Source organism: Chitinophaga filiformis, assembly GCF_021646545.1.
Lineage (GTDB): Bacteria > Bacteroidota > Bacteroidia > Chitinophagales > Chitinophagaceae > Chitinophaga > Chitinophaga filiformis_A.
Genome location: NZ_JAKIRP010000024.1, coordinates 113,717 through 140,549 on the forward strand (window position 1 = coordinate 113,717; position 26,833 = coordinate 140,549).

Consider the following 26,833-nt stretch of genomic DNA (forward strand, 5'->3'; position numbering starts at 1 on the left):
CGTTTAATATGAGTATCCATTGTATATCTCCTGTGCAGAAAAAGTACTTCAGTCTCAAGTGGGAGCAGGCATTGTTACACAGGGCTTTATTCAGGATCACTACACCTGTTACACACGATATTGTTAGTCGCTGGCGAGACCTGGTAAGCAGGCATGGTATACTGAGAACTGTCAGTACCTGTACCAGCAACGTCAGTGTCCCTTTCCAGGAAGTGAAGGACGAAGATCAAACCGTGCTGACTGTTATTGCAGATAAGGGGCATGATGAAGGAGCTGTTATCGCCGAATGGCAGCGTGTATCGTCACTGGATAATACGAAGATCCGGCTGATTGTCTTTAATGACGATAAAGGCATGCCTGCCTACCTCGGTCTCGTAGCGCCGACGGTATGGCTGGACAGCTGGTCTTTACGTTTTCTCGTACAACAGCTGATCACAGCAAATACACCGGAAGAAGAGCCGCTTCAGTTCATCCAGTATGTGGAATGGCTGGAGAGTATTTCAGATGAGGGCACGGACTTACCGCAGGACCTGGAACAGGAGCCTGTACAGACTACCGGAACGCTTACCTTGCAGCACGGCGTGGGTAACGGTATATACAGTTCCTATGTCACCACAGACCTGAAAGCAGGTGACGCATTGCTTGAGCAGCTGGAGCAGGTAGCCATACAACAAAACATTACACCCGCTGATATCTGGTATTGGGCATGGACGAATGTAACTGCCCGGTACCTGAAACAAGGTACAGGTGCAGCTGCTTATATATCATCCGGTCGGCAGTTCGATGAGTTCAAACAGATACCTGGTGCTTTTGCAAAAGGCATCTACAGCAATTTCCGCAAGGAAGACGCGCAGGATGTGGTGCGATTAAAGGAGAGGCGGGAACGTTTTGATCTGTACCGGGAACAGCTGGAAGCAAATGCTGCTTACAGCAATTGTACCTGTAGCTTTGAATACCTGGAACGCGACCATTTCCCGGAAGGAGTACTGGCAGAGATGCCGGTTTGCGTAGAGAGTCTTTCCTGCCATGAGCCGTTTATACTGTCTTTTTTTGCAGAAGATACCGCAGGCGCCACCAGAATAGTATTGCAGGCAGATGAAAATGCAATCACTGCCGCTTCTCTGGAATGGATCCGGCAGACCTTACTGGATGACGTGAGCCGTTTTGTAACTGGAGAGGCAATAAGCAACCCGACGGACATACAGCCATTGTTCGGTGCACAGATACCGTTTGAGTTCGTGCCTGTAACAGATACTTTTATGGCCACCGCTGGCCGTTATCCCGACCATATTGCGTTGGAATGGGATGGGGGTAGTATGAGCTATCAGGAATTACTCCGGCAATCAAGGCAGCTGGCGGAGGTGCTGATCGTACAGCATCGCATCCAGCCGGGCGACAGGGTGCTGATCAACATGGCCCGTACAGAGAAGTTGATACCTGTTATGTGGGCTGTGATGCTAAGCGGCGCCACGTATGTACCGGTCGATAAACAGTATCCTGAAGCCAGGATCAAATATATCATGCAGCAGTCTGAAGCCAAACTGGCTATTACAGACGGCCCGCGAACCGACAGGAGCATCTCTCCGGAGAAACTCTTCAGGGCAGCTGACCATATTGAGATCAACAGGCAGCTACCACGCTGGCAGCCGGAGCAGCCGGTTTATATATTGTATACATCAGGTACGACAGGGCAGCCCAAAGGCTGTGTCATTACCATGAGCAACCTCTTACACTATACCCATTGGGCGAGCTACTATTATTTCTCTAATCATCCTGTGGGAACAATGCCTTTGTTTACGCCAATCGCATTTGACCTGACAGTTACAGCTGTCTTTTGTACGCTGTTGAGGGGGGCGATACTGTATATCTGTGCAGAGGAAACAGAGGTGAGCACACATCTGCAGAACGCTTTCAACACCATGAATGCCATCAAGCTGACGCCTTCGCACATCCGTATGCTACCGCACCTGGGCATTACACATACCACGACAGATATCTGCATCGTTGGCGGAGAGGCGCTGCAGGAAAGCGATATCGCCATCCTGCGGAGCTTGAATCCTGCAATGAAGATCTACAATGAATACGGCCCTACAGAGTGTACTGTGGGCTGCATTGTCTGGAATGTGCCTGAGTCATTTAACGAGATATTGATAGGAGAACCTATCTGTAATACAAGCGCCTGCATATTGGATGCGCAGATGCAGCCATGTACGCCCGGTATTGAGGGAGAGATCTGGATTGGCGGAAGCACGGTGGGTGCAGGTTATTTTCATGATGAAGCGAAAACGGCAGCGCGTTTTGTAGACGGCTTATACAAAACGGGCGATAAGGGATACTGGCTGCCGGATGGCAATATCTGCTACACGGGGCGCAATGATGATATGATCAAGCTAAGGGGCTACCGTATAGAGCGGGGTGAAATAACTTCCGTTATACGCAATGTGGCTGGTGTAAGTGATGCTTTTGTCATCATACGTCAGGAGGAACTGGTGGGCTATTATGCCGGTGCGCCCGAACTGGCTGCCGCCATCAGGAAAGAAATGGAGGAACAGTTGCCGGCGTACATGATACCTGTCAGCCTGATCGCGATGGAGCGTTTTCCTGTGAACGTCAACGGCAAACTGGATATTGCTGCATTACCCTCTCCGGAAGAGGTGCGCAGCAGGGACGAGATCGTGCTGCCCCGCACGGCACAGGAAAAGATGCTGGCGCAGGTGTGGGAGACGGTATTGCAAAAAGCGCCTGTGGGTATTCACGACCACTTCCTGGGCATTGGCGGCGATTCCATAAAAGCCATACAGGTGGTGGCGAAGATGCGGGAGAAAGGCTGGATGTTGCAGGTGGGAGATATACTAAGGTTCCCTACCATTTCGCAGCTGGTGAACTACCTGAAAGAAGCAGCACATATACCGGTGGATGAACTGGCGGATGGCGGATCGATTCCACTGGCGCCTTTACAGATCAAGTTTTTCAGGGATAATACGGCAGACCTGCATTACTATAACCAGTCGCTGTTGTTACAGGCTGTGGGAAAGATAGACGCAGATGATCTTAAGGCAGCAGTTACCCGTTTATGGCAGTACCATGCCGCACTGCGTACTGTTTTTCCTTTATCAGGCGGGGAGCGTGTGCAACACGTGCTACCAGCGTCTCTTGTTATAGAAGGCATCTTTATTGAACAGGAAGCTTTCGATCTGAAGGGCCAGACACAGTACTGGCAGCAGCAGTTTGACCTGGCAAGTGGTCCTTTATTCCGCTGCATATTATTCCGTGGAGAAGAGCAGGACTATGTGTTCCTGCTGGCGCATCACCTCATCATTGACGGCGTATCCTGGCGTATCATCCTGGAACAGTTATCGGGCAATGGGGTACAGGGAGAAAATACCTCGGGCTCTTATCTGAAATGGTCGCAGGCCCTTCGGAAGAAAACAGACAGCCTCACTGTACAGGAGATGTCTTACTGGATGGACATGGAGGCAAAGGCTGCGGAAGACTGGCAGGAGCTGGCGTCTGTTGAGAAAACCTTCCGCCATTTTGATCACCTGCATACCGCGTTGTCAGCCGCCACCACGAGGCAGTTGCTTTCACTGCCTTTACATACCATGGATGTGACGTTGCAGGAAGTGCAGCTGGCGGCGCTGACGAGTGCTATACAGGCGTGGAGCGGCCGCTCAGGCGTTACCTTATACCTGGAATCGCATGGGAGGAACAGCACAGAAGATGCAGCATCCTTTGCCGAAACAGTCGGCTGGTTTACAATGAAATACCCGGTGGCATTGCCTTGTCTGCCGGCGGAACATATGCGTAGCGCTATTCAGCAAACCATCGCTGCCCTGGGAAAGACGCCTGGCAATGGAGAAGGATATCTCTGCATGCGTTACCTGGGAGAACTGCATACGGGCAGCCAAAGCACAGAGCCCTTTATCACCTTCAACTACCTGGGGCAGCATGACACGGGTGAAGAACAGGCTTTCTCTATTCATGATTTATCGCCTTTACAACAGAATGTAGGGCCTGATATTTACATGCCTTCAGCGCTTTACTTTACGCTGATCATTTCAGAAGGTGCGCTGCAGGTAAGTCTTTCTTATCATCAGTTGTTAGTTACAAAAGATGCAGCCACCCGGTTGTTGCAGCAGTATATCACATGTCTTGAACAGTTCATTCATGCATTAGGAAAATGGGATGGCCAATTCAAAAGGAAAGTTGCCGGCGCCGAAGTACTTGGACTGAACGAACAGGAATTGGAAGAGATCTTTAATTCACTTTAAATATGGGCAATTTAAAAAGCATCCAGATATTGACTCCCCTGCAGGAGGGATTATTATTTCATGCCCTTGCTGATACAGACAGGCAGGCCTATTTCGAACAATACAGCTTTACCATGCCGGGCAGTATGGATGCGGAACGTTTCCGCAGCAGCCTGGCAACCGTGATACAACGTCATGATGCCTTAAGGCTGCGTTTTGTAGCCGATAAGGGTGTAAGGCCGGTGCAGGTAGTGATGGACGAAGTGACGCCGGAACTGAGCTGCCATGCACTGGAAACCGAAGACCAGGTAAAGGCTTTCCTGCAGGCTGACAGGGAACGGGCATTTGATATACTGGCAGATACTTTGTTCAGAACCGCCATATTACATGTAGGAAATACGTCACGGCTGGTGATCTCTTTCCATCATATCATACTGGATGGCTGGAGTTTTGCGATTGTGATGAATGAACTGATTGCCCTGTACCAGGGAAAGACGATCACAAAAGATCCGGTATCATTTACCCGGGTGACAGATTACCTGTCGCGGCAGCAGCAGGAGCAAGTAACACAATACTGGCTGGATCACCTGAATATAGAATCTGATTTTCTGACCGGTACACTGACAGAAGCCTTCATGCAGCCTTCGCTCAATATGGAGCAGGTGTCATTGCAGACAACATTCAGCGAAGCGCTGAGTGCTCAGCTAAAGCAGGCCGCCGCTACTTTACAGGTGAGTATTAATACCATCCTGTACGGTATCTGGGGGATACTCCTGTCGCGCTATTGCCGGCAAAAGAAGGTCATTGCGGGCCTTACGGTGTCCGGCAGGGAGATAGATATTCAACATGCCAGCGATGTTGTTGGCATGTGCATCAATACGGTGCCGTTTGCTTTTGATACAGCCGATAACACGCCAATAGACGACTATTTCAGCAACATCTCCAGCCGCTTTATCAGCAGTCTGCCATACCAGTATTGTTCTGTTCCTGACATCAGGCGTAAGGCTGGTGTGGAGGGAGAATTGTTTGATCATGTGGTGGCGGTGGAAGACTATCCATATGATGAAGCCGGGCTGGCTGAGGGGAATATCTTTGGGTCGGAGGTGTTTGACCGTACCAATTATCCCTTGTCTGTGCACATCTCCGCAGGCAAACAATTCCTGTGGCGGATCTCTTTCAATGTAGACAGATATCCGCAGGCACTTATTCAACAGGTACTGGATCACCTGCTTGTGATAGGCGAACAGGTGGCGCAGGGTATCAGCAAGGGTAAACGGCTCTCAGACATAAAGATCTGGGGAGACGAACGTACCAGTGAGCTCATTCACAGTTTCAATAATACAGACGGATACTTCCCGGCAGATAAGACCTTGTTGTCGTTCTACTACGAGTTACTGGAGAAGCAGTCGCCGGTAAGGATTGAGGACGAAGAACATCGCCTCTCTATTGCAGACCTTGAGGCTTACAGCAATGCTGTACAGCATGCCCTGGCGCAGGCGGGCGTAGGAAGAGGGGATACCGTAGCGATATGTTGTAAGCGCTCTGTGTGGCTGGAAGTAGCCATCATGTCCATATTGAAGCGGGCAGGTACTTATGTGCCGATAGACCTGCGGATGCCGGAAGACCGTATTGCCTTTGTACTGCAGGATGCCCAGGTAAAGATCGTGCTGGGGTGGGGCGAACCGCTGATTAACAGTGATGTTCCTTACATTGATATGGCCGCAGTGATACAGTTGCCGGTTACGGAGTATAGTCCCGTGATCATGCCACTGGTAACTGATCCTGTTTATATTATCTACACATCGGGTTCTACCGGCATGCCTAAAGGTGTGGTAGTAGAGCATAGCGCCGTGGTGAACAGGATGTACTGGATGCAGCAGGACTTTCCTTTGTCGAAAGATGATTGCATCCTGCAGAAGACAAGTATCGGTTTCGATGTGTCTGTATGGGAGTTGTTCCACTGGTTATTCTCCGGTTGTACTACCTTCTTCCTGGCGCCGGGCAAGGAAAGCGAGCCGTATGAAATAGTGCGCACCATCAAAGATCATCATGTAACGGTGACGCATTTTGTGCCTTCGATGCTGGCCCTGTTCATGGAGACAGTGATACATGAAAGCCTGGTGGCCGACTGTGCTTCGCTACGCCTCGTGTTTGCAAGCGGGGAAGCACTGTTGTACGCGGCTATGCAACAGTTCAATGAACATATCTATCAGCATACAGGCGCTATCCTGGTGAACCTGTATGGGCCTACAGAAGCGACGGTCGACTGTACGGGCTTTACCTGTTCTCCCTGGAAGGAAGCGTACAGGTATATCCCCATCGGTAAACCGCTGCTGAATACAAGGGCTTATATCCTTGATGAACACCAGGCATTATTGCCGCCATGGATAAGCGGGGAGCTGTGTATTGCAGGAACAGGGGTAGCCAGGGGATATATCGGCAGGGAACAACTGACTGCTGAAAAGTTCCTGCCGGATCCCTTCGTGGAAAACGCACGCATGTATAAAACAGGCGACCTGGCCATGTGGAATGATGATGGAGAACTGATCTACCTGGGCAGGATAGACCAGCAGGTAAAACTGAACGGACAGCGTATTGAACCCGGGGATATAGAGGCCAAACTCCTGTTGGTGGAAGGCATCAGGGAAGCGGTGGTGTTGCTGATGAAAAGGGATGACGGTGCATCCTTCCTTTATGCATTTTATACGGGAGAAGAAGTACCTGCGTCCGTTATCCGGGCAACAATGACGAAGCAGTTGCCGGTTTATATGATCCCTTCGGGTTTCAAACGTATAGAAGAGATCCCCCGTTTAAACAGCGGAAAGATCAACCGTAAGCAGCTGTCTGCCCTGCTGAAAGAACAGGAAGAACGCGAGCCGGTGAGCAGACGTTTAGAGCATGACGAAACCGCTACAAAACTATTGCAGGTGTGGGCGCAGGTGATCGGTCATGAGGTAGACCCTGAAAGGGATTTCTTTGCCAACGGTGCGCATAGTCTGACAGCTGTGAGGATGATGTCGGCTATTAAGCGGAACTTCGGCGTACAGATCTCCTTGCCGGATATTCTGCAGCATGCTACACTCGAGAAGCTATCGGCTTATATTAAAGCTGCCAGTCCTTCGAAGGCGGCCGCCATTACAAGTGTTGCGGCTCCGGATACACTGCCCTTAATGCCTTCTCAGGAGAGCATCTATGTGTTGGATAGCCTGTCGGATATTGGCTTCAGCTACTATGTACCTGCCCTCATAAAACTGGATCAGAAACCGGAAGAACAGCGATTGTTGCTGGCAGTAGCGCAATTGCTGGAAAGGTATTCTGTGCTTCGTACCAGGTTCATTGAAAAAGACGAACAGGTGCTGCAGCAGATACTACCCGTGAAAGAAGTGTATGATGCTTTTATACGCACAGGCAGTATCAGGGCGATCGCTTTACCTAAAGTATCTCCCGTACAGGCATTCAATGCGCAAAGGGAAGTGATAGACATCGGTCAGGCTCCCTTGTTCAGGTTGTACCTGTTGCAGCACAATAACGCTTTCTATCTCCTGCTGGATGCACACCATCTTATCACGGACGAATTGTCCAATACCATTTTCGTAGCAGACCTGATGCGGTTGTACAGACAGGAGCCGGTGCAGCCTCCCGTGTTGCAGTATCACGATGTGGCGATGTGGTATCATAGTACCTATCTGAAAGGCGAACTGTATCAGAAGGACAAAACATGGTGGAGCAGATACCTGGAGGTGATACCTCCAATGCCATCCCTGCCTGCCGCTAAAGCGCAGGATGGTTCGCCTTTTGAAGGAACCGTGTTCCGCCCCGTATTGCCGCCTGGCGTTGTGCAACGGATCAGGGCTTTATCTGCGAAACTGGGTGTAACGGATTTTACATTGATCTTCTCCGCTTTTCATATTGTATTGTCGGGGTATACGGAAGACAATCGTCTGCTGTGCGGATTGCCCTTCTCCAACAGGATGACAGATGAGATGCAGGATGTGACCGGTTTTATGGTGAGCACACTGCCATTTTATGCAAAGCTGGACCCGGCAGCATCCTTCGGTGAATATGTGCATGCTACCGGTGTAGGACTGGCGCAGGTAATGGAACATTCCTGGTATCCGCCGGCACATATACTGCGCGACAAGCAGCTGTCAAGATATGGTAGTAAACACCCTTTAATCAATATCCTCTTTAACTACGTCGTAGCCGCAGAGGGAAGTTCCGCCCGCGAAGGATTGGACCCTGCAGCAGAATCGGGTGCACGCTTTGACCTGAGCATCGAGATAACAGAGGTGGACAATACATTCACACTCTCCTTTATTCATGCAACTCACCTGGTGGACGCCGCATTGCCGGTACAGCTGTATAATGCGTTCTGTACCCTGTTGCAGGCGAGTCCGATGTTGCAGGACCTGACTATTGCCGACCTGCAGGCACTGACGCCTCCAATGGGTGTAGATACAGCGGGTGTGACTTATGCGCCGCCCGCCGTGGTACAGGTGCCGGCAGATGTGGAAGAGAAGGTGGCAGACCTGTTCAGGGAGATGCTGCAATTAAAGACAGTGTCACCGGAGGATGACTTCTTCCTGTCCGGCGGACAGAGCCTGCTCGCAATTAAACTCGTAAGCAGGATCAGGGAGCAGTTCAATATCCCCATCAGCTTATTCGATGTGTTCAAATATCCCCGCCTGTATGATCTGGCCATGTATGTGGCTTCACAGCAGCACAGGGCCACCTATATTATCCCGCATGTAGGGGAACAGGCTTTCTATAGTGTATCGCCCTTACAGCGGCGCTTATGGTTCCTGCAGCAGCGGGAGCCGGAGAACATCTCCTACAACATGACGACGGCATTCAAAGTATCAACGTCGCTGAAAAGAGATATGCTGGAAGCTGCTTTTGAAGCGCTTGTACAGCGGCATGACCAGTTAAGGGCCGCGTTTGTGTTACAGGAGAATGGGCCGGTGGTACAGCTGAGCGAACTACCTGAATCATTTGCATACCTGACCTTCCTGCAGGGAGAAAGATCTGTTGAAGAGATCATGGACCTGGCGAAGGTGTTCAGCAATACGCCTTTCAAACTGGACCAGGCGCCATTGTTCCGGGTGCTGATCATGGAAAATGACAGTCGGCATTTTTACCTGGTGATCAACCTGCATCATATCATTGCGGATGGCTGGTCTATAGGTGTACTGCTGTCAGACCTGTTAAACATTTACGAGGCGAAAGTGGCTGGAACGGCTGCTTCCCTGGCGCCAATGCCGTTACGTTATGTAGATATCGCACAATGGATGGCGGGGCAGTCGCAGGCTGTGATGGAAAGCGCAGCCGCCTATTGGCTGAAGAAGATCAGTTCCGGTATTGAGCATTCGGTATTCCCTTACAAGACGTCTGATGATGAGGTAGAAGGGATCACTCTGCATCATGTGCTTCCGGAAACGCTTTCGCAGAAGGTGTTGCAACTGGCCAGAAGGCGGCAGGTAACAGACTTCCAGTTGCTTCTGTTCAGCTTTGCTATGTTACAGGCAAGACTGTCGGGTACCGGTCATTTTGTGATAGGCAGTTCTGTATCCGGAAGAACAAATACCAGCATGGAGCCAGTGGTAGGGTTCTTTGTGAACATGCTGCCGGTGGTAGTAAACGTGGACAGGCAGGCGACTGTCAGGAAAGCACTGCAGGACTTTGCTTCGGGCATCCGGCAGGATATGCATCATATGGATATCTCCTTTGACGAACTGTCTGCACTGGTGAAAAAGGAAAGTGGGATACAGTTGTCTGAATACATCAACACCCGCTTCGTATATAATGACTTCGGCACGCAGGAGCATCAGCGGAGCAGTATCGAAGCAGAGGAGATCGAGGTGGTGATGGAAGGTAGCAAGTTTGACCTCAGTTTTACCGTGCAGCCATACAGGAATAGTTTTTCGCTCAACGTAGAATATAAAGCAGGTAAGTATACCAGGGCGGTGATCATTTCCTACGTAAAACAATGGGAACAACTGCTGGAACAGCTTTGTGAACAGGAAGAGGTGTCCGTTGAAACGCTGCTAACCCATCACTGGGATGATACAGCGGTGAAGCTCAAAACGAAGTCGCATGAATTACTAAAAAGCATGAAAAAGTGAATATGAAAAACCAGGATATTTTGCAGTCATTGAAGCGGGCCATAGCCCGTCCTGTTCAGCAAAGGCAGGTACGTGAGGAGATTGTACGCGGTAATGAGCGCGGTACGCCTTATGTAGTGCTGAGTGCCGGTAGTGAGGACCTGCAACTGAAAGAATGGCTGCAGACGAATAAGGCACAAGTGGATAAGCTATATAAAGAGTATGGCGCTATTCTTTTCCGTGGATTTACCATCGGTGATGAAGATGCTTTTCAGCAGATCTGCCAGTCATATGCAACCCGTTTGCTGGATTATGCGGAGCCATCTACGCCGCGTACCAAGGTGGGAGATAAAGTGTACACATCGACGGAATATCCGAAGGAAAGATCGATCCCCTTCCATAATGAGCATTCTTATACAAACACCTGGCCTGGCAAGATATGGTTCTATTGCAAGGAAAATGCAGCAACAGGAGGAGAGACGCCTATCGCTGATTCTGCGCTGGTGTATAAGCTGATGCCTGCTGCTGTAAGAGAAAAATTCGAAAGTTCCGGTGTGCGTTATGTGCGCACTTTTCATAAGGACATAGACCTCAGCTGGCAGAAGGTGTTTGGTACAGAAGACAGGGAGGAGGTAAAGCAATATTGTGAGAAAAGAGGAATGAGTTTTCAATGGAAAGACAACGACGTATTACAGACCAGCTATACCGCACAGGCAACAGCGGTACATCCGGTAACAGGCGAGAAGGTCTGGTTTAACCAGGCGCACCTGTTTAACCTGATGAACCTCGATGAGGATACACGTTCTTCCCTGGTGAGTTTATTAGGCGAAGCGAATGTACCGAGGAACAGTTTCCTCGGAGATGGCACCGCTTTGAGCCGCGAAGATTTTGACAGTATCATGGCCGCATATGAACAGGCGGCCATTGTATTCCCCTGGAAAAACGGGGATGTGCTGTTGTTGGACAATATGCGCTTTGCGCATAGCAGGAAGCCTTTTACCGGCAACCGAAAGGTGCTGGTGGCCATGTCTGATCCTATTGAGGGAACATCGAATGTGGTGGCGAATACGCGCCGTAATACCGCTGCTTTCTTCAGTAAGAAAGAACGTCCGCAGACGGTTCCCTGGTTGCGCTACCGGCTGGCAGCACTGTATCGTATACTGGCGATGGAGAAACTGGATGAAGGCATCAGCGGACATATTTCCATGAAGGTGCCCGGCAGGGAAGACGCTTTCTGGGTAAACCCCTTCGGGCTTTTCTTTGAGGAAGTTACTCCCGATAACCTGATCACGGTAGATGGAAAGGGCAATGTACTGGAAGGCGATTACCCGGTGAATGTAGCCGGCTTCTGCATCCATGCAGCCCTGCACCAGGGGCGGCCAGATACGCATTGCATTGTGCATACACATTCGCCTCATGCTACCTTATATGCGTCCCTCGGCCGGCAGATACAGCCGGTGAACCAGACCAGCTGTATGTTCTTTGAAGACCATGCATTATATGAGGAATATAATGGTCCGGTGTTGTCGCTTGCTGAAGGGCAGCAACTGGTGAAAGCTGCCGGCAATAATCATACACTGTTGTTGCGTAACCATGGTACGCTCACTATGGCAGCAGAACTGGAAACGGCCGCCATCCTGATGATTGCGGCGGAGCAGTCATGTGAGGCCAACCTGATGGCCATGCAGGCCGGTACCGTCAAACTCGTAGATCCGGAGGTAGCCCGGCTTACCCGGCAGTGGATCGCTAATCCACTGGGCCTGCAGATAGAATTTGATGCTTACATGCGGAAGGCAGAACGTTTTTACCCCGACCTGATCCAATATAAACCGCTTTAATAAACTGACAGATACAATGAACACCGCGTTTGCTTACCGGCTATCTTCCCAGCAACAATCGCTGCTTCTCTCAAAGAATGATCTTTTTTACAACAAGCTGGTTTTCTCATTGCCAGGGCGTTTTACGCTGAAAGATGTGGAGCTGGCTGTTGTACAGTTGCTGGACTGTTATGAAGCGTTCAAACTGTCTGTTTATGAAAGTGAGCAGGGAGAATGGTTGCAGTGCGCAGGCCAGGAAGTAACCATCTCTTTCTCCGGAGGAAGGTCATTGCCGGGAGAGATGGGGCGTGTCAGCATTGGAGATCCGGTTGTACGTGTCTTCCTGCAGCAGGACAACAATGAAATAACCGTGACGATGCTGGTCAATCCACTGGTAGCGGATATCAGCAGTCTGTATGTTATACAGCAGCAGCTTATCGAAGTGTTGGATAAGGGCAGTACACCCGAAGAAGAAATAGGTTATCTGCAATATGCGGAATGGCAGCATCAGCTGCAGGAGAGTGAAGACCTGACGGAGGCCTCTGCCTTCTGGAATGCACAGTATAAAGGAGTACAGCCGGTATTGCGTAATGAATTGAATTATACCGGTCAGGAGCAGGACATTGCAACAAGTATTGTCGCATTGCCGGCTGAGCTGAGCGAACATATAGAAGATGAAGAAAGTATCTTCTTTGCCGGCTTCCTCGACATGTTGCACCTGCTGACAGACAGTGAATCGTATACTGTCGGGGTGGAATGCCATGGAAGGGAGTTTGACGAACTGAAAGATACCGTGGGATTATTGAGTAAGGTATTACCCTGTACCTGCAGTCGCCCGGAAGTAGCGGCCGACATCCTTCACAATATGAAGGCATTCCAGTTTTATCATGCTGCACAGCAGGTGTTTGACTACCAGTTTGCTTACCTGTCGCTGAATAGTACCGCTGAAGGTCTGCAATGGCTGCAGGGCAGAAAGCTGAAATGCCAGGTTGTTAATGACGATGTTGGGATAAGGCTCATATTCCTTTATCATCCGGGCTATTTCAGGATAGAAGATATCCGCCAGATGCAGGAGTTGTATATCGCACTGTTAGCCCAGCGTACGGAAAAAGGGAACCAGCTGAACCAGTTCCGTACATCATTTGCGGAGAAAGTGTGCAGGGCGGCTGTCAAAACTGAAAGCAGGTTTGTGCATGTCGTTGAGGCATGTAAAGCTGTGGCAATAAAATTTCCCGGTCATACTGCAGTGCGTAGTCTTTCGGGAAGTCTCACCTACAAGGAACTGGACGATTATTCAGATAAAGCGGCTGCTCTGCTGACCGACCACTATGGCGTTGCCGCCGGTGATTTTGTTGGTGTGATGATGCCGGAGGATCACTGGTTGCCGGTAGCCTTACTGGCTATCATGAAAACAGGGGCTGCGCACGTGCCGATAGACGCAGGCAATCCGCCCGCCAGGATCCAGCAGATCCTGTCAGACGCATCATTGCGTTGCCTGCTTATCAATGAAGAACAACCTGATTATCATATACAGACCATCCGGTTTAAGAAGCTCTGGAAACAGCAGGACCTGTCGTTTGTACAGCCTTCATTCACCGGTAATGAGACGGCCTGCATGATCTATACATCCGGTACTACCGGTGCGCCCAAGGGGGTGATGGTAAGCGGTAACAACCTGCTGAATTACACCGATTGGTTGCGGCAGACGTTTCAGTTAACGCAGCATGACCAGAGTATCCTGCAGGCTTCTTATGCCTATGACCTGGGTTATACCAGTCTCTGGGGATGCCTGAGCACGGGTGCGACTGTACATATCATTCCTGCGGAGAAAAGACAGGATGCGGACTGGATGATCTCTTATATCAAGGAGCAGCAGATCACTTTCCTGAAACTGACACCTTCTATCTGTTATCTGCTATTACAGGCGGAAGATGCAGCGGCCCTGAGCGATTCCTCCCTGCGCCTGGTATTTTCAGGCGGGGAGAAAATTGATATAGCCGGTATACAACGGTTTGCAGCGATCAAACCGGAGATACAGTTTGTTAATCATTATGGCCCTACGGAAACCACTATTGGCACTTTATATCAGCCGGTCAGCCTGCCTGATTTTGCAGCTAAACCCGTGATAGGAAAACCGATCAGTGGTAATGAAGTATTTATTGTCAATGAGGCAGGAGCCTTTTGTGTGCCGGGCGAAAAGGGAGAGATACTGATAGCCGGTAAAGGATTGACGAAAGGATATTATAACCGGGACGCCCTGAACAGCGAAAAGTTCAGGGAGATCGTACTGAATGGCAGGAGGGTACGGGTATATCATTCCGGCGATGTTGGATACTGGATGGGAGATGGCACTGTTTTCCTGGAAGGAAGAAAAGACAACCAGGTAAAGATCCACGGGCATAGGGTAGAGTTGGGAGAGATCAGGAAGGCATTACAACTCCCGGGAGTGACGGAAGTATTCCTCCGCCTGATACCATCTCACTCGTTTGGGGAAGAGCTGGTCTGTTATTACCTGGCGGATCTTGAGATAGATCACCCGGCCTGGCGTAAGGAGCTGTTGAAGGTATTGCCTGAATACATGATCCCGGCCTTCTTTATCCGGCTGGATAAGCTGCCTGTTACGGCCAATGGTAAGGTGGATGAGAGCAGGTTCCCTGATCCGTACCAGTACCTGGATAAGCCGCCGGCTGCTGACAGTCAGCTGAGTGAGGCGGAAAGTATCATCGCGGGCATCTGGGCTGAGGTATTAGGTCTGCATATACACGCAGACAGCGATTTCTTTGCCTCAGGGGGAGATTCCATCAAGGCGATACAGATAGTGGCTAAATTGAACAGAAAGGGCCTGAACTGCCAGTTGCCCGATATATTCAATTATACCACCGTAAGCGCACTGGCAGCCCGCTTACGGCCCGAAAAACCGGTTGCCAGCCGTTACCGTCTTTTACCCATGCAGGAAGCCATGTATTATCATTACAAGGTATTCCCGGAATCTGCTGCCAATTATATTATCAGGCATTTCCACATCAGGGGTAAACTACAGCCGGCATTGATGAAAAAGGCTATCGACAGTGCCATACAGCAGTTTGACATCCTGCGGCTGCGTTTCTTTACGGGGGAGGACCATTACTTTTACTGTACCGTCAGCGATGATAAAACTTCGCCTGTAGAGATCACGGAAGGTGACGATGTAGCCGGGACTAAAAAGAAATGGCTGGAAGAAGGGTTTCACCTCTCAGGAGGTCCTGTCATGAAAGTGAAGATATTCCAGCAGCCGGAAGGCGCGCAGCTGTTGCTGGCGTACCATCATATCATCATGGACGGCTGGTGTTTCCAGCTGATCATACAGCAGATAATGGCCTGTTATGAGGCTTTGTGTATGGGCTGGGAATATACCTGGAGAAAGTATACTTCATTTACGAAATACCTTGAGTGGATACAGGGGAAAGATGCAGGGGCTTCCCGTACATTCTGGAGCAATTACCTGCAGGGATATGATACCCTCGCCACGATACCTGCTACAGCTTCACACGACACGGCCTATGATGCGGGAGAACACGCGGTTACACTACCAGCAGAGCTGACAGCTAAGATAGGCGCATTGTGCACCCGGTTGCGACTCACGGCCAGTACTTTCATGCAGGTAGCCTGGGGCATTTTGCTGGGCAATTACAACAATACCAATGACGTGGTGTTTGGGGTGACGGTAGCCGGCAGACCGTATGAAATGGAGGGTTTTGAAGACTTGCTGGGCCTCTTTATCAATACACTTCCGGTACGCATCCGCTGGGAAGGACAGAGTATAACTTCTCTGCTTACGACCGCAAGAAATTACCTGTTTGATATACAACAGCATCAGTACCTTTCGCTGGCTGAGATACAGGCCTGCTCTGCCTTGAAAAAGGATCTGCTCGATCATGTGCTGGTATTTGAGAACTATCCGCTGACAGAGATGGAGGATGCCATGGCCAATACGAATATATCGGTGGCTGCTGAGAATGGGGCGGCCCAGGTAGGATATCCGCTGGCTGTAGTGGTGTACCCCGGTTCTTCTTATATCGTGAATTTCATGTATAACAGGAACAGGCATACGGATGAGGCTATAGCGAAAATAGGACAATGCCTTGTGCAGGTATTGCAACTGATGGTGGATGATCCTGATGCCAGGATAGCCCATCTGGATATTGTACCTGAACAGGAAAGACTGGCATTGCTGAAAGCAGGGGAGCCCTATGGCAGTTATGATCCTGCTGTGAATATCGTGACTGCTATTGAAACCATTGCCGCTACCTATCCTCAGAAAACAGCGCTGGAAGATCAGCACCAGGTGTTCTCTTATGCCGATATGCAATTGCAGGTACAGCGACTGGCTGGTTGGCTGATAACCAAACATAACATCCGCAGGGGAGATCATGTACTGATCTGTCTTCCTCCTTCGGCAGAGCTGATCATCGCGATGCTGGCTGTGCTAAAGGCCGGCGCCACCTATGTTCCGGTTGATGTTGAGTATCCGGAAGACAGGAAGCTGTATATCGCCGCGGATAGTGAGGCGAAGGCCATGATCACTAACCGGGCTTTTTCAACTGCATTGACCGGTGTACCGCTTATCCTGATGGAAGATGTGCCGCCTGTTATACTGGCTATAAAGATGCCGGTCATCAGCGGAGATGATATTGCCTATATTATCTATACTTCCGGTTCAACCGGTAAGCCTAAAGGTTGCCAGGTAAAACACAGCAACCTGCAACACCTGTTCCTGCAACAGGAACCCTGGTTGTCGTTCTCCGCTTCAGACAAATGGATCATGGCGCATTCCGCTGCGTTCGACTTTTCCGTATGGGAGATGTATGGCGCCCTGGTGAACGGCGGATCGCTCTATATCCCTGACCGCGACCAGGTAAGGGATGCCGGCTTGTTCTGCCGCCTGCTGGAGGAGAAAGGCATCACCATTCTGAACCAGACGCCGTCTTCATTTTACGGACTGCTGGATGTGATAAAGGCCGGTGACCTGCGTATGGTGATATTTGGCGGAGATGTGCTGGATTTTACAAAGCTGCGCAGGTGGCTGGATATACCGGGACGTGAACAGGTGACCTTATACAACCTGTATGGTATAACGGAAACAACGGTACACGTCACCTGGCATCAGGTGACGGACGAGGAAATACTACATGCAAAAGGAAGCTCCTATATCGGTACGCCGTTGCCGGGAGCATCTGTGTACATTATGAATAAACAGCTGCAGTTATGTCCGGAGGGCGTTTTCGGAGAGATCTGCGTAGGAGGGGACGGTGTATCTGCCGGGTATTATAACAACCGTGAACTGACCGATCTTAAGTTCATTATCCATCCGCTGAACGATGAAGGGAAGTTTTACCGGAGCGGAGATACCGGCCGCTGGCTGCCAGGGGGCATACTGGAGTTTGGCGGCAGGATAGACGACCAGGTAAAGGTGCGGGGGTACCGTATAGAGCCGGGCGAAATAGTCAGCCGTTTGCAGGAACATCCTGCTATCAGGCAGGCCTGTGTTATTCCTGTGAATGTAACGGGCACCACCTCACTCGCCGCTTATATCGTATTCCGGGCAGCGCCACTGTCTGTAAAGGAGCTTCGTGCATTCCTGGCGCTGACGCTTCCTGCTCACTTTATTCCACAGTATTTTATTCCGCTCAGCGCATTGCCATTGACACCCAACGGAAAAGTGGACAAGCGTAAGCTGCCTTCGCCGGCTGTCACCACGGTTGTTACAGAGAGTGAAGATGAAATAGAACAATACCTGATCGACCTATGGAGCAAAGAGTTGGGGCAAACTGTTTCCGCGCAGGATAATTTCTTTGAATGCGGCGGGCATAGCCTGGTATCTTTCCGGATCATCAGTGCCGTACAGGCAAAATTCAATGTACGACTGCCGGTGATACAGTTGTACCAGGACCCTGTGCTGAAAGACTTTGCCGCCTGTATCAGGCAATATATGGCCGGTATGGATCAACAGGTAGAGGCTGACTATGTTGTATTGAAAGATGGACCTGCGGATAAGACATTGTTCTTCTTCCCACCTGCCGTCGGCTATGCGATAGGTTTCGGGAAACTGGCGGAACAGCTGGAAGGCTTCCGGGTCATCGGCATCAACTTCATAGAAGAAGATACCATAGCGAAAATGGCGGCAATCGTGCAGCAACTGCAACCCACAGGGCCACTTGTCTTCTGTGGATTCTCGGCCGGAGGAAGCCTGAGCTTCCATGTAACGCGGGCACTGGAAAAAGCAGGACGAAGTGTAAGCGCGCTGGTGTTCCTGGATGCAAGAAGATTCATAACAGCGGAGCCGCTGGAAGAGTCGATGATCCGGCAGATCGCTACTGATTACCTGGAAGATCCGAGAGCGAAAGCGGTGATCAGTTCTCCTGAAATGGCCGCCGTAATGCGCCGACGTATTGAAGCTTCCACCAGGTTTATCCATCAGCTGGAGGATAAGGGCATAGTACATGCTGATATCTTTTACATCAGCTCAGAAGAGAACAGCAACAATGCAGCACGCTGGTCTGCCTGGGAAGAAGTGACAAAGGGCAAGGTAGTGGTATATAAAGGAAAAGGTCCCCATGTATCCATGCTTGACCGCGAATATTTACCGCAGAACTTACAGGTATACATGGAGATCCTCCGTGAAATATTCTCTTAGCTTTGTTTTTCTATCATATAGTCATTCACTACCAGCACATCCAGTCCTGTAGTATAGAACATGCCGATGGCGTCTTCCAGTGAATGCAGAATAGGTTTCCCCATTATATTTAAACTGGTGTTGAGTACAATGGGGACGCCTGTAATATCATAGAACGATTTGATCAGCTTATAGTAAGAAGCATTCCATTCCTTTTTAACTGTCTGCAGTCTGCCGGTATGATTGGCATGTACTACGGCGGGTACTTTACTCTTCACTTCTTTCCTGAAAATCAGTGTCCGCTCCATGTAGGGCGTCTCTTCGTAATTCTCAAAATAGGTATCTCCGAATTCATGTAAGATGGATGGGGCAAAGGGACGGAATTCTTCCCTGAACTTTACCATTGAGTTGATCTTGTTTTTCATGTCTTCGGGTCTGGGATCTGCCAGGATGCTGCGATTGCCCAGAGACCGAGGACCAAATTCTGCTCTGCCCTGTACCCAGGCTACCAGTTTCCCCTCTGCCAGTTTGGCCGCTGTTTCCTTATGTATACTGAGTGGCAGGTGACGGATATTGCTGACCTTTCCCAGCTGTAACATGCGTTTGATGGTCTCTTCCTGGATAGCGGAACCCAGGTATGGTGTGAAGAAAGACTTGCTACCCAGTTTAAGGGCAGGATTGTCTTCTTTCAGGGCCAGCATGGCAGCGCCAATGGAGTTGCCATCATCCGCAGGGGCGGAAGGAACGAACAGTTTGCTGAAACCTGTGGTAGTGGTCACCGTTCCATTAAAGGAAGAATTCAATCCGCAGCCACCACCGATAACAAGATTGGGCGACAGCTTCAGTGCTTCCACGTCTTTCAGCATTGCCGTGGTTAACTCTGCAAAACAGGTCTGACCGGTGAATGCCAGGTCTGCCGCCGTCCACGGGTCGCTGTCGGGCGCCCGTTTGAATGCTTCCAGTTCTCTCAATATAGCAATGATCCTTTCTACAGGAGGATAGTGGAGCCGCAGGTTTTCATAACGGCATAACTCCCTGATAAGCTGGTAAGCCTCGGGGATGATCTTGCCGTAAGGTGCAAGTCCCATTACCTTCCATTCCTCACCGGTGAACCAGTCAAACCCGCAGAGGGTGGTGATCATTTCATACAGCCAGCCCAGACTTTGTGGTCCTTTATGCAGTCTGACTTCCTTCAGTTTATCCTGTTCATAATGATAAATGGAAATAGAGCCCCCTTCACCATAGCCATCTATGACTGCACAGGCAGCATTTTCGTACGGGCTGGTGTAACAGGCGTAGGCCGCATGCGCCAGGTGATGGGAATAACTGCGGAAGCTGACCCTGCTCTCGGGGAAGTGTTGCTGTAAGGCTAGTAGAATGCCCGTACCTGCATTCTTCTGGTACTGGTGCTGCAGCTTGAGGATGGTGTAAATGGATGCTTTGGAAAAGATGTACCGGGAGGGTAACTGTAATAGTGGATTTGTCAGGCTCTTCTCAGAAAAGAATCCCAGTTTTTCCAGTCTGTCGAGAAACTGCAGGTAATCCTGGCTCCATGAAGTAGCCACTACAAAGGACGCGCCTTTTTTACAGTATTTCTTCAATGTGCGGCCAATGTCAAAGTTATCGGCAGGGCAGCTGAGGCCCCGTTTGTATTGCAGTTTCCTTTCTGTTGCTTCTGCGAACAGGACCTCTCCCTGATTGTTCATAATGGCAATAGAGGAGTCGTGGAATGTATTTGAAAGACCGATGTAGTATGTTTCCATTACACTTTATATTCATTTAGGATGTTTGCGATTTCGTCATCAGAGATCAGGCTGATCTCAGCGATCAGCAGGTCTTCCGGATCGGGATGGGGTTTATGTATTGTGGCGAACAGGCAGCCTGATAATGCTGTGATGGTCGGGTACTGGAAGAAGTGGGATATGGGAATAGGCAAACCGGTGACGGCCACCAGCTTATTTTTGAGTGTGCTGAGCATGATGGAATCGAACCCTGTTTCAAAATAAGGCCGGTCTGTTATCAATGTTTCATCGGGAGCCAATCCTAATACCTCTTTGGCCAGACCTTTTACCAGTTCCAGCATGCCTTCCTCATCTTCAGGCAATACAGCCGTTTTTAAGGCCATATCATCCTCTCCCGACCTATACCACCCCGCAGGGAGATAAGGCTGTATCCAGTCGGGAAATGCCTGTCCCGGTGTGATATTTAAGGCAGCATATACAGCGCCATTTGCATTGATCAGTGATTCCATGATCCTGATACCTCCCCGGCTCTCGAATGGCTGTACACCCAGTTGCTCGAAATGGGCCGCCAGTGATGCCGCCATAGCTGAATGTTTCCATGGCCCCCAGCAGATGCTGACGCAGGGTAGTTGCTGTGCCTTACGTAGCTGTGCCAGCGTATTCAGCAGGTAGTTGGCAGCGCCGTAGTTGGTTTGCCCGGCGTTGCCAGTCAGTGATACAGTAGAGGAGAACAATACAAAGAAGTCCAGTTGCCATTGCTGGCTTAAGTGATGTAATTCCCAGGCATGCTGCACTTTACCCTCAAATACAGCTGTGAAGCTTTCCCGGGTATGTGATACCAGTAGTTTGTCATTGATAGCACCAGCGGTATGAATGATGCCTTTGATGGTTGTAATACCTGCAGCTTGTAAATGCTGTCCCAGGGAATCGCCTGGCTGCATCCTGATGTAAGTGATGCGGCAACCCTGCTGTTCCCATTGAGCAGATAAGGTTTCCTTTAACGGTCCTCTACCGGTGATCACAATATGTCTTGCACCTTTCTGTATGAGCCATTGTACCACCAGAGCTCCCAGGCTGCCAAAACCGCCGGTAACGAGGTAGGTGCTGTCTTTCTGAATCGACAGGACTTTGGTCTGTTGAACGACAGGTTGTTCTTCCAGGGTGGGAATGAACCATTGGCCGTCCCTGATCACAAATTGTAATCCGGTAGCAGGCAGTTGCTGGCTGATCAGCGCCAGCGCGTGATCATATTCGCTGGCGCTGATATCTATGATGCACAGCTGTACATGTTCAAGTTCGTGTTTCAGGGAAATAAAGAATCCCCATAGCATACTGCTTTGAAGGTTGGCTACCGCATGATGCTGGTGTACATTGTTGGTGACGATGATAAAATTTTCGCAGGAAGCGAGCCGGATCTTTTCTGTCAGGGTAACCACGTGTAGCAGTTCCTGCTGATCAATGCCGGTCGCTGATGTATCGAACAGGTTAGCGATATAACATACCGTTGTATCCTGGTTTATGTCGGGTAGTGCCGAGATATGGGCGATGGCGGTGTCCATCCCTGCGGCACAGAGCTGTTGCTGCCAGCGCTCTGCTGCCTCCTGCTGCTGGTCGTATACGATGATGTGTATGTTCAGACTGGAATCTGCTTCAGGTTGGATCTTCCTGTACACCAGTTCCGGAATGGTATTTTCAGTGCTTGCTGTTTGGGCGACCAGTTTTCCTTGTCCGGCCACAAACAGGGGCATCCAGTATTTCTTTCGCTGGAAAGGGTAAGGCGCCATTGCGGGATGTTGTAGCTGGTAGCCACTCTCTCCCTGTTTCCAGTCTACCCGTATGCCATTTCTCTGCAGGCAGGCGAGGCTTTCCAGGAATTGCGCCACGGCAGATCTGCCTCTTCTTAACGAAGGAACAGCTTCCAGGGATGGCAATTGCAGGTTGCTGACCATGTTGCTCAATACCGGCTGAGGGCCCAGCTCCAGGCATATAGTACATCCGGATTGGTGTAAGGAATGGATTGAATCGTAATACCGCACGGCCTGCAACATATGTTTGGACCAGTAAGCAGGATCCTGTTGCTGTGCTTCAGTCAGTACGAGTCCGGTAATATTGGATATCACAGGAATAGCCGTTTTTCCCCGGCGGATCTTTGCGCTTGTCTGCATCAGCGCTTCTGCTGCGGGCGCCATTAAAGGCGAGTGGAACGCATGTGACACATTCAACGGTGAGCCGGAAACATCCTTCAGGTTGTTCTTCAACTCCTGCAGCTGGTCGGCCGTGCCTGATACCACCGTTTGCTGTGGTGCATTCACACAGGCAATGTACAGATCAAGCCCGAGCGTTTTTATCAGTTCCCTGGCTTTTGTCTCCGAGACATTGAGCGACATCATGCCAGTGCCGGCAGGCAGTTCCTGCATTAGCCTGGCCCTGTCGCTGATCAGCATAATGGCATCTTCCAGTGTCATTAATCCTGCAACCACTGAAGCAGTGAATTCACCAATGCTGTGCCCCATAGCTATTGCCGGGGTGATGCCAAAGCTCTTATATAATACCGATAAAGCGTAAGACAAACAGAAGAGGGCAGGTTGTGTAAAGCGTGTCTGATCGATCTTCTTATCAGGGTCTTCTTTGAAGAGAATATCTGAGAGGGAAATACCCTGATTATATTTCGTATACAGCTGGTCGCAATCATCTATTGCCTGGCGGAAAGCGGGATAGTATTCATACAGCTCTTTCCCCATACCCGTGTATTGTGATCCCTGTCCGGTGAACTGGAACCCGAGGGTATGTTTCACCTGTTTACAGTACACGACCTGTTCTTCAGCAAACTTCGCCAGTGCGGCAGCAAGGCCTTCTTTACTGGTCGTTATACAATGCCAGTGATAAGGTAGCAGATTATTTCTCCTGTTGATGTTGTAGGTAATATCTCCGATAGTGTCTGTTGTACCTGACAGGTACTGTTGCAGGTCTTGCACCATTTCCTTCAATGCAGCGATGGAATGGGCTGAGAGGGTACAGACATAACTGTCTTTGGCGGGAGATGTATACGGTAGGGAGGCAGGCGCCTCTATGATAGCATGTGCGTTGGTGCCGCTGAAGCCAAAGGAACTGATGCCTGCCAGCCTTTTTTTATCCGAAGGCCAGTTGACGGGTTTGTCGACTACTTTTATGTTGGCCGTGTCCCAGGGTATGAGCGGATTGGGGTTGTGGAAGTGAAGATTACCGGGGATCTGCTGGTGGCGGAAAGACAAGAGTATCTTCATCAGTCCTGCGATACCGGCGGCAGATTCCAGGTGCCCGATATTCGATTTGAGGCTACCTGTGAGCAATGGTTGTTGTCTGCCGCTGGTGCGGTATGCCTGTTGTAACGCTTCCAGCTCCAGCGGGTCTCCCAGGGAGGTGCCTGTACCATGCGCCTCCACATAATCCACTTCTTCCGGTGTGATGCCTGCCATCTGGATCGCCTTGCTCACCAGCCGTTGTTGTGCCAGTCCGTTGGGCGCTGTGAGCCCGTTGCTTTTCCCGTCCTGGTTGATGGCAGAACTACGGATCACACCCAGTATGGCATCCCCGTTCTCTATTGCACTGGCCAATGGTTTGAGTATAATAAGCGCACAGCCTTCTCCGCGACCGTAGCCGTCTGCAGCAACATCAAATGTCTTACACCTGCCATCGGGCGCCAGGGCCTGTATCCTGGTCAGCGCTACTGTTGGTTCGGGCGCCAGCATCAGATTGACACCGCCGGCAATCGCCATGGAGCAATCGCCCGACTGTAAACTTTTACAGGCATAATGAATGGCCACCAGCGATGAAGAGCAGGCGGTATTGATCACCATTGCCGGTCCGCTGAGGTCAAAGAAATACGATAACCGGCCAGCCGCTGTACTGGTGAGTGTTCCTGTCAGAGAATAAGGGTCTATGGCCTCCATATCATCCGAACAGATATGTGCCCGCATATAGTCGCTATGACTAAGCCCTAAAAATACCCCCGTGTCTGTATGCTGAATAGCAGGGAGGGGATAGCCTGCATCCTGCAGGGCGAGGAAGGCCGTCTCCAGCAGCATACGTTGTTGTGGGTCCAGTGCGGCGGCTTCTTTCGGCGAAATGCCAAAGAAACCGGCATCAAAGAGTTCCGGATGATCTACGAAACTACCTGCGGCGAATGCCTTGTTGCCGTCCGGCATCTGCCATCTTTCTACCGGTATGGCTGTCACCGGGTCGGTTCCTTTGACCAGCAGTTCCCATAACTTTTCCGGATCATTGGCGCCGCCCGGGAACTTGCCTGCCATACCAATAATGGCGACCGGCTCAAAAGTAGCCTGCCGGGGTACAATATGTTTTTCCTGTTGTTTTACCGTGGCAAGATATTCTGCCAGCCGGTGAATAGTAGGATACTCAAATACGACTGTAGGACTCAAACTCAGTTGTGTAACCTGATTGATCCTGTTGATCAGCTCTGTGCCTTTCAGGGAGTCAAATCCCAGGTCGGTGAGCGGTACATCGGTCTGTATATCAGCAATGCCAAATAAAGTCGCAATTTCCTGTTGTATCAGTTGTATGTAAGTACTGTATTGCGATATTTTATTTTCGGCCGGGGCTCTCTTCGAAACATATTCCTCTGCCAGTTTTCTTCTTTGCAGTTTACCACTGGTTGTTTTGGGGATACGGCTCACGGGTACTACTGCCTTTACGACAAGACCGAAGTGTTTCATGATAGCTTTCCTGACCTGTTCTGCAATACCTCCAAACTGTTGTTCAGACCCTCTGTATTGTACGAAAATGACCAGCTCTTCGCCGTTATTGTTATCCGGTACAGAGGCTGCTGCAGTTTTGGTTAATCCGAAGAGCTTCCCGTCTTCTGCCTCCAGTACTCTTTCCAGGTCGTAAGGGTAATAGTTCAAACCGTTGATGATGATCATCTCTTTCTCGCGGCCCGCGATATACAAGTTACCTTCATGAATGAAACCGGTATCGCCGGTCTTCAGCCATCCGTCGGGAGAGAAGGTGTCCTTGTCGTCCAGCTGATAATAGCCGGATGTAATGCTCAACCCTTTTAACTGGATATTCCCCGTTCTGCCGTCCGGCAGGGGCTGATCGCGTTTATCTGTGATCCTGAGCTGCAGATATTGTGATGCCTTTCCGCAGGATACCAGGGTGACGGCCTGGGGAGAGCCTTCGGGAACAAATTCAACGAAGCCTTCGTGTTGCAGGCTTAACCTGTTGACGGTAACGGTTATTACGGGTGTGCAGGAAGGATGAAAAGACGCCATCAATGTTGCTTCTGCCATACCATAGGCAGGTAACATCACTTCATTGCTTATGCCATATGGTTTAAGCGCAGTAATGAATTGTCCGATCAATGGATAGGAGATGCTTTCAGCGCCGTTGTAGATCGATCGCAGACAGCTGAGGTCCCATTGTACGTCCTGCTTTTTGCTCTCAAAGTCCTGCAGGAAATATTTGTAGCCGAAGTTAGGGGAATAGCCAATATTCCCCCGGTGCTGATCTACTTTGTGCATCCATATCATCGGATGCCTGATGAACAGCGCGGTTGGGATCAGTACAAGATTGAATCCTCTGAGTAATGTCTTTAACACGCAACCCACGAGGCCCATATCATGTGTGAGTGGTAGCCAGGATACACCGGTTTCACCGGCCTTCATATTTGCACTGTTTACAATAGCCTCTACATTGCTCAGTACATTCATGTGCGTGATCATGATGCCCTTGGGCTGCCCGGTAGAGCCGGACGAAAACTGCAGATAGGCAATGTCATGAGGCGAGCCGGCATAAATGATATCGGCAGGTTTAATGTCGGTTGTCCACTGTACTATAAACGGTTGAATGTCCTGCCACCATTGTGTGTCGCTGGTAGCAAAAAACTGTTCCAGCCTGGACACGCTTTCATTATCTGCAAACAGGAAAGGGCGTTTCATGATACGCCATGCGTTCCTGATCTTCTGTTTGTGTTCATCCTGTGTGCCGGTAGCCAGTGGAACGGCGATAATGCCTCCCAGAATACATGCGAGGAAGGCAATGACGAACTTCTTATTGTCATCAGTCTGTATCAGTAATTCATCTCCTTTCTTTACACCATGCGCTGTAAAATGCCCCAGTAATCCTTTGGCAGCATGGATAAGCTGCTCGTGTGTCAGGGCTTCTTCTTCAGCGATTCCTTTAACGAAAATGATCTTTCTTTCAGTGAGATCGTTGCGGTGGAGGAGGGCGGTATGGATGTCGGGGAATTGAATAAAGTGCTGATGCATAATAA

6 protein-coding genes are annotated in these 26,833 nt (G+C 50.2%); 4 read left to right on the forward strand and 2 right to left on the reverse strand.

All coding sequences use genetic code 11. The features are described 5' to 3' along the window. Positions 1 to 8 precede the first annotated feature (8 nt). From L3C95_RS33265 to L3C95_RS33280, 4 genes are read left to right on the forward strand one after another with little or no spacing between them, the layout of a single operon-like run. Complete coding sequence (locus L3C95_RS33265; protein ID WP_236394981.1) at positions 9 to 4,271, forward strand: amino acid adenylation domain-containing protein; 4,263 nt, start codon at positions 9 to 11, stop codon at positions 4,269 to 4,271. 2 nt (positions 4,272 to 4,273) lie between these two features. Beyond that, positions 4,274 to 10,372 (forward strand): non-ribosomal peptide synthetase, encoded by a 6,099-nt coding sequence (locus L3C95_RS33270; RefSeq protein WP_236394982.1) that lies wholly within the window; start codon positions 4,274 to 4,276, stop codon positions 10,370 to 10,372. A 2-nt stretch (positions 10,373 to 10,374) separates the two neighbouring features. After that, positions 10,375 to 12,189: a TauD/TfdA family dioxygenase gene (locus tag L3C95_RS33275; RefSeq protein ID WP_236394983.1), complete on the forward strand. Its 1,815-nt coding sequence runs from the start codon at positions 10,375 to 10,377 to the stop codon at positions 12,187 to 12,189. A gap of 16 nt (positions 12,190 to 12,205) precedes the next feature. Continuing rightward, positions 12,206 to 18,841 carry a non-ribosomal peptide synthetase gene (locus L3C95_RS33280; protein WP_236394984.1) on the forward strand — a complete coding sequence of 2,212 codons (6,636 nt, stop codon included), beginning with the start codon at positions 12,206 to 12,208 and terminating at the stop codon, positions 18,839 to 18,841. Here L3C95_RS33280 and L3C95_RS33285 read toward each other — a convergent pair. Together L3C95_RS33285 and L3C95_RS33290 are read right to left on the reverse strand one after the other, a co-directional pair. Then, a complete protein-coding gene (locus L3C95_RS33285; protein WP_236394985.1) occupies positions 18,838 to 20,583 on the reverse strand; it encodes a carbamoyltransferase in 1,746 nt (581 codons plus the stop codon). The genes L3C95_RS33280 and L3C95_RS33285 overlap by 4 nt on opposite strands. Next, positions 20,583 to 26,828 carry a type I polyketide synthase gene (locus tag L3C95_RS33290; RefSeq protein ID WP_236394986.1) on the reverse strand — a complete coding sequence of 2,082 codons (6,246 nt, stop codon included), beginning with the start codon at positions 26,826 to 26,828 and terminating at the stop codon, positions 20,583 to 20,585. The genes L3C95_RS33285 and L3C95_RS33290 overlap by 1 nt, the downstream gene beginning before the upstream one ends. Positions 26,829 to 26,833 lie beyond the last annotated feature (5 nt).